Below are 5,237 nucleotides of genomic sequence, written 5' to 3'. Positions count from 1 at the left end.
CCGAGCAGCAGCACTGGCCAATCCGGCACCAGGCTTGCCTCGGGCCCCATGTGCAGCGTGAGGGGCGGTAGCGGCGCGTCATACCCCACCGCGTCGGCGGGGCTCATCAGCGCCAGCGCCACATCGCCTTGCGGGTCGGATTGCGCCAACGGCACATAAAGCGGCTGCCAGCCGGGGATGGCCGGCAGGATCATCCGCAATGCCGGCAACGCCCACAGCGCATAGGCCATGTGGGCGCCCCACAGCCGGGCGACGGGCTTGCGCACCGCCAGCACCAGCAGCATCAGCAGCGTGGCGCCAATCAGCGCCTCCACGAGCCAGGCAGATGACAGCATCTCGCTCATTGTTTCAGCTCCCGGATCAGGGCTTCGAGTTCGGCAATATCGGCCGAGGAAAGCTCGCCGCGTTCCGCCAGATGCGCGACCAGCGGCGCCGGGCGTCCGCCAAACAGCCGATCAACCAGCCGGCGTGATTCACCGCCGGCAATGGCCGCGCGATCAACAGCGGGGGAATAAAGATAACGGCGACCATCTTCAGCCGTGGCCAGCGCGCCCTTGGCGGCAAGGCGGGACAGCAGGGTCTTGACCGTGGCCAGGCTCCAGCCCGACGCTTCCAGCCGCGTGGCGACGTCCAGCGCAGTGAGCGGACTGTCACGCCACAGCACCTCCATCACCTGCCATTCGGCTTCGCTGATCCGTTCCGACATTGACTGCACCCGATTCGTTTACATCTGTAATCAGACTACCGACTACGCCTGTAGTCGTCAACAACCGTTGTGCGGGGGTGGGACAGTGGAGCGCCCGGTAGGATTTCTGGACCATAAACGGCCCGCCGCCTCGGCTGCCGCCTGATTGCTTGACGAACCGGGCCGGGCGGTGGCAAGCGGGCGCTGCTGTCGCGGGTATGATGTAGTGGTAGCCTGCTAGCTTCCCAAGCTAGACGTGCGGGTTCGATTCCCGCTACCCGCTCCAACATCGGCACTGGCCAGGCCGGCGCTGCTGCTCAACCGCCAATCACCACGGTCGGCCAGCCCAGCACGATCACGCCGCCATGGGCCATCGCATCGCCGATCCGGGCTGCGGGCCGCTGGCCGATCATCACCGTGGCCGAACCCTTGATGATGCTGTCGGGCGGGCCAACGCAGACGGCCATATCGCCCACCACCGCCGACGGGAGCCTGCCGATCAGCACGGTGGCCACGCCTGGGCCCACGATCGGCCCGCCGACATGCGGGATCGGCGGCAACCCTGGCGTGACCATCGGGCAGCTGTGCATATCGGTCAGGCGCGCGGCTGGCGGCATGATTGTTTCCCTGCTGAACTGAACCGGATCAATTGATCATCACCATCGCGCCGCGCACCGTCGTGGTGCCGCTGGCAGACAGTTCGGCGCTGGCCGTGCCCGTGCATTTCAGGCTGACATCGGCCTGCACCGTGGCATTCAACCCCTTGGCGGTGAAGTCACTGGCCGCCCTGAGCGCCATGTTCTGCTGTGCCGCGCCGCTGATGTCGCCGGTTGCCGCCATGACGATATCCTTGCTGCTGGCGATCGTGATGCCATCGGCGTTCATGGTGATGCTGTTGCCATGCTGATCGTGCAGCAGGATCGATTTTTTCGTGTCGTCGATCACGATCTGGTTGTTGGCCGGGGTCTTGATGGTAATGGTCACCGCCTGATCGTCAATCTCGATCCGCGCCTTGCTGCGGGTGACCAGCGCCTTGATATTGTTGTCATCGCTGATCGCGAGCGGCGGGGCACGATTGCTGCTGTACAGGCTGCCCAGCACCACCGGACTTGACGGATCATCGTTGAAATAGCCGATCACCACTTCGTCGCCGATGTCCGGCACGCAAAAGGCGCCAAAACCCTTGGAGGCCGGCGTTTGCAACAGCCGCGCCCATACGCCTTCGCTGCTTGCACCCAGCACCGGAATTTTCACCTGGATGCGCTGTTCGGCAGCGGGATCACCCTCCAGCTTGGTAACGATGCCGATCTGCAGGCCGGCCGCTGTCGGCAGCCAGCCGGATGCGGGCGGCACTGCCGGATCCGGTCGCGCGGCCGGTTCGGGCAGGCCGAATTCGACCGTGGTGCGCCAATCGCCGTCGCGGATATTGTGGGTGATGGCGCCGGCAAACACGTCGCCACCAAAGCGTTGGCCAACGCCGGCCAGTTCCACCAGCGCGCCAGGCACCGCCTTGGCGCTGCCCTGAAATCGCATGCGGCCACGGATGCGTGCGAGGCCGGCGCGGGTCTGCTGGCTGTTGGCCCAGGCCTGCAGCGCATCGGCGCCCAGCATCGGCGGGCCTTGCAGCGTCTCCGACGGGCTGCCCACTGCTGACGACAGATTGCCCTGGCGGTTGAGCCCAGGGCTCTGGCTGGCGCTGATAGCGGCCTGGGTCTCAGGGTCCCATGCCACTGCCGTGACTGATGCCATCTGGCTGCGGGCATCGATATCGGCTTCGAAATCAATCAGGTCGACGCCCCATGCCACCTTCAACACCGCCGTGCCGCCGATTGCCGGTTGGTGGGCGCGCAAAGTGCCGGCATCGGTGATCACCATCAGGCCGTTCACCTGCGCCCGTGCCATCAGGAAATCCCAATCGGAACACTGAAACTGCACCAGCGCACCGTGCTGTACCGGCGTCGCAGCGACATCGGCCGACAGGCCATGCGCGCTGCACAGTTGCGCCATGATGTCGGCGTCGGTCATGTCGATATGGTTGGCGCTGCGGCGGCCAAGCGTCATTTTCACCGCCTTGTCCTGGCAATGAACCACCAGCCGGCTGGCGTTGTCGCTGCCGATGCGCGCACCGATCTGCACGACAATGCCGGCAAAGATCACCTCCCCGTCCGATCCGTAACCGGCCTGGATGGTGATTTCGGTGCCGGGCGCAAAGCTGTCGCCATCGGCCACGTCCCAACTGGCGTTGGCCATGTCGCCATCGCCGATTTCGATCGTCGCGCTGGCAATCTCGCCAATCGCGCGGCGCACTTCGACGGCAAGGATGCTGATGGTGTCAGCAATCGCGTTGCCGTTGCTGGCGATGCTCACCCGAAGCGGGCCATTGGTTTCTGCGCTGGGTGACGGCGGCATCAGACAAGCTCCGGAATGGGCGCCGCAGCGCAAGATTGGGGCACGGCGCCAAAGGCCGTGTCTCGATCCGCGGATATTGTCACGATGTCACAGTTTCCGCGTCGTCGTTGTGTAAGCCAAGTCGATTTTTTCGATGACCACACGGGTCTTGTCATCTTGAAACGGATCAATGGCCCAGCTTTTGGGAAACGCCCTGCCAAACGACCATCCGCGCAATGGCTCGCCTTCGGCATCGAGCAGATACACCGTCAGATCGCGGGCCTCGATGGCCTGGCCAAAGCCGCCTTCCAGCGTGGCCCGACACCATTTCACCAGCGGCGAATCCAGACCGGCGATGCCCCGCTTCAGGGTAAGCGGCGTGTGTTTGACGCCCACCGGCAACGTGTGGACAAAGCGGTTTTCGCCGCCTTCGGCAAAACCGGTCGTGTCCATTTCGCTGCCGATGCCTGAAACTTCCTGAAAAAATGTGTCGCTGGCAGGGTCGGCACCAGCGAAACGCACCACGAACCAGAATGCGGCTGGCGGCAACATCACTTGGCCTCCATGGTCAGGCCTTCGTGCGCCAGAACGATGGTCTCCACCGCCATGTCATTGCCGGTGGAATTCAGATCCTTGCCGCTGATCTTGATCGGGAAGGCGTTGAGCAGTTTCCAAGTGAAGACCTCCCTGCCGGTTTCGTCGAGCAGGCTGATGGTCACCGGCTTGCGTTCGATGCTGTTCGTCATGCTCTGGTTGAACCAGGCGAGCAGCTTGTTGTCGGCCTTGAACATGCCCTTCTTCAAGGTCACGTCGCTGAACTTCTTGATGCCAGGCATCTTGATCGCGGAAAAAGCCCTGCTGTCGCCCGCCCGATATTCGATCGCCTGCGCTTCCATATCGAGCCCGGAAACTTCCTGGAACGACATGGTGGCGCCATCGCCCACCGTCACCGTGAAGTTGAATTTGGGCAGCGGCCACACGCTCGTCGATTGCTCCTTGCCAGTATCGGGCATCGTCATTCTCCTGCTTGGGATGCATGTTCAGGCGGTTGGCCCCGATCAAGTCGTCGGCAGCTGCTGCTCGATGGTAAAAACCAGGAATTCAGCTGGGCGAACCAGCGCCACCATGATCATGATCCGCATGACACCCAGGCGCAGATCCTCTGCGGTCATCGTTTCGCCGAAGCCAACCCTCACGGCATAGGCCTCTTCCGGCTTGGCGCCAGCCAGACCGCCCTGACGCCAGACCGAGCTGAGGAAATTCTCGATCATCGCCTTGACCGTCACCCAGGTGCGGCTGTCATTGGGTTCGAACACCATGGATTTCACCGCCAGCCGGCACGATTCTTCCAGGAAGATCATCGTGCGGCGCACGCTGATATAGCGCCAATCGTTGCTGTTCCCGTCCAGCGTGCGGGCGCCCCAGACCAGCACGCCCCTGCCCGCGAAATTACGGATGGCGTTGACCGATTTGCCCATCGGCGTGACGTTCAGATCCTGCTGCATACTGCTGGAGATCGGCACCGTTGGCGAAATGGCTGCGTTCACGCTCACATTCGCCGGCGCCTTCCACACCCCGCGGCTGTTGTCGACAAAGCTGTACAGCCCCGCCATGGCGCTGCCCGGCGGCAGCACATTCAGATGGCGGATAGCCTCAGCCCGCAGCGACTTGAAATTCGCCACCGTCTCCACCAGCAGCTGGACTTGGTCGATCATCGTCTGCTGCTTCGGCGAAAGCACAGCTGGAATCGCGGTCTTCAGAAAGGCCTCCAGCGACAGCTTGCTGCCGTCATCCGCCAGACTGTCCACGTCCATCCTCAGCCAGGCGGGATCGCCCGGCGGTACGATCGCCTGCAGCAACTGATCTGCCGACGCTGCAGGCGCTGCATTGTCGAGGAAATTGCGGTAGCTGATGTCGCGATCCTGAACGACCGTGGTGTTCAGCCAGGGATAATAGGCCGCGCCAAAACCGAGATTGTTCTGCCCCAGCGCATCGCGGAACGCGGCGACCGGATCATCGGGCTGCAACGGCTGATCGCCGTCGTGAATATCCAGGATGGCAAAGCGGTTCTTCATGTCCTCGCCGCAATGCGCCAGCATCGCCTGCTGCAGCCTGATGCTGTCGGCCCGGCTGAGGCGGACGCCTTCCGGGATAACCAGCATCG

The 5,237-nt window shown here is 63.4% G+C and carries 7 protein-coding genes and 1 tRNA gene; 1 reads left to right on the top strand and 7 read right to left on the bottom strand.

What is annotated here, in order from left to right; genetic code table 11:
* Together RMO81_RS13670 and RMO81_RS13665 are read right to left on the bottom strand one after the other, a co-directional pair.
* On the bottom strand, positions 1 to 344 hold a 344-nt coding region (locus RMO81_RS13670; RefSeq protein ID WP_310476447.1), incomplete at its 3' end, for a M56 family metallopeptidase.
* The gene (locus tag RMO81_RS13665) at positions 341 to 706 is read right to left on the bottom strand and encodes a BlaI/MecI/CopY family transcriptional regulator (protein ID WP_310476446.1); all 366 of its coding nucleotides are present in this window, start codon (positions 704 to 706) and stop codon (positions 341 to 343) included. The genes RMO81_RS13665 and RMO81_RS13670, both read right to left, overlap by 4 nt.
* A 191-nt stretch (positions 707 to 897) precedes the next feature.
* Here RMO81_RS13665 and RMO81_RS13660 point away from each other — a divergent pair.
* Positions 898 to 971 (top strand) — tRNA-Gly (locus RMO81_RS13660).
* A 31-nt stretch (positions 972 to 1,002) separates the two neighbouring features.
* Here RMO81_RS13660 and RMO81_RS13655 read toward each other — a convergent pair.
* The 5 genes from RMO81_RS13655 to RMO81_RS13635 form a co-directional block, all read right to left on the bottom strand.
* Entirely contained in the window at positions 1,003 to 1,302 is a 300-nt protein-coding gene (locus tag RMO81_RS13655; protein WP_310476445.1) for a PAAR domain-containing protein, read from the bottom strand.
* 28 nt (positions 1,303 to 1,330) lie between these two features.
* Positions 1,331 to 3,094, bottom strand: a complete 1,764-nt coding sequence (gene vgrG / locus RMO81_RS13650) for a type VI secretion system tip protein VgrG (protein WP_310476444.1) — start codon at positions 3,092 to 3,094, stop codon at positions 1,331 to 1,333.
* A gap of 87 nt (positions 3,095 to 3,181) precedes the next feature.
* A complete protein-coding gene (locus RMO81_RS13645) occupies positions 3,182 to 3,625 on the bottom strand; it encodes a phage tail protein (protein ID WP_310476443.1) in 444 nt (147 codons plus the stop codon).
* Positions 3,625 to 4,086 (bottom strand): phage tail protein, encoded by a 462-nt coding sequence (locus RMO81_RS13640; RefSeq protein ID WP_310476441.1) that lies wholly within the window; start codon positions 4,084 to 4,086, stop codon positions 3,625 to 3,627. Before RMO81_RS13640 ends, RMO81_RS13645 begins: the two co-directional genes overlap by 1 nt.
* 45 nt (positions 4,087 to 4,131) lie before the next feature.
* Positions 4,132 to 5,237 (bottom strand): phage tail sheath C-terminal domain-containing protein (locus RMO81_RS13635; RefSeq protein ID WP_310476440.1); only part of this gene is annotated, 1,106 nt, incomplete at its 5' end.

Source organism: Sandarakinorhabdus sp., from assembly GCF_031422795.1.
In the GTDB taxonomy this organism is placed as follows: Bacteria; Pseudomonadota; Alphaproteobacteria; order Sphingomonadales; family Sphingomonadaceae; genus Sandarakinorhabdus.
The sequence above is the reverse complement of the archived record's forward strand: the minus strand, read 5'-3'. Positions and strand labels throughout refer to the sequence as shown.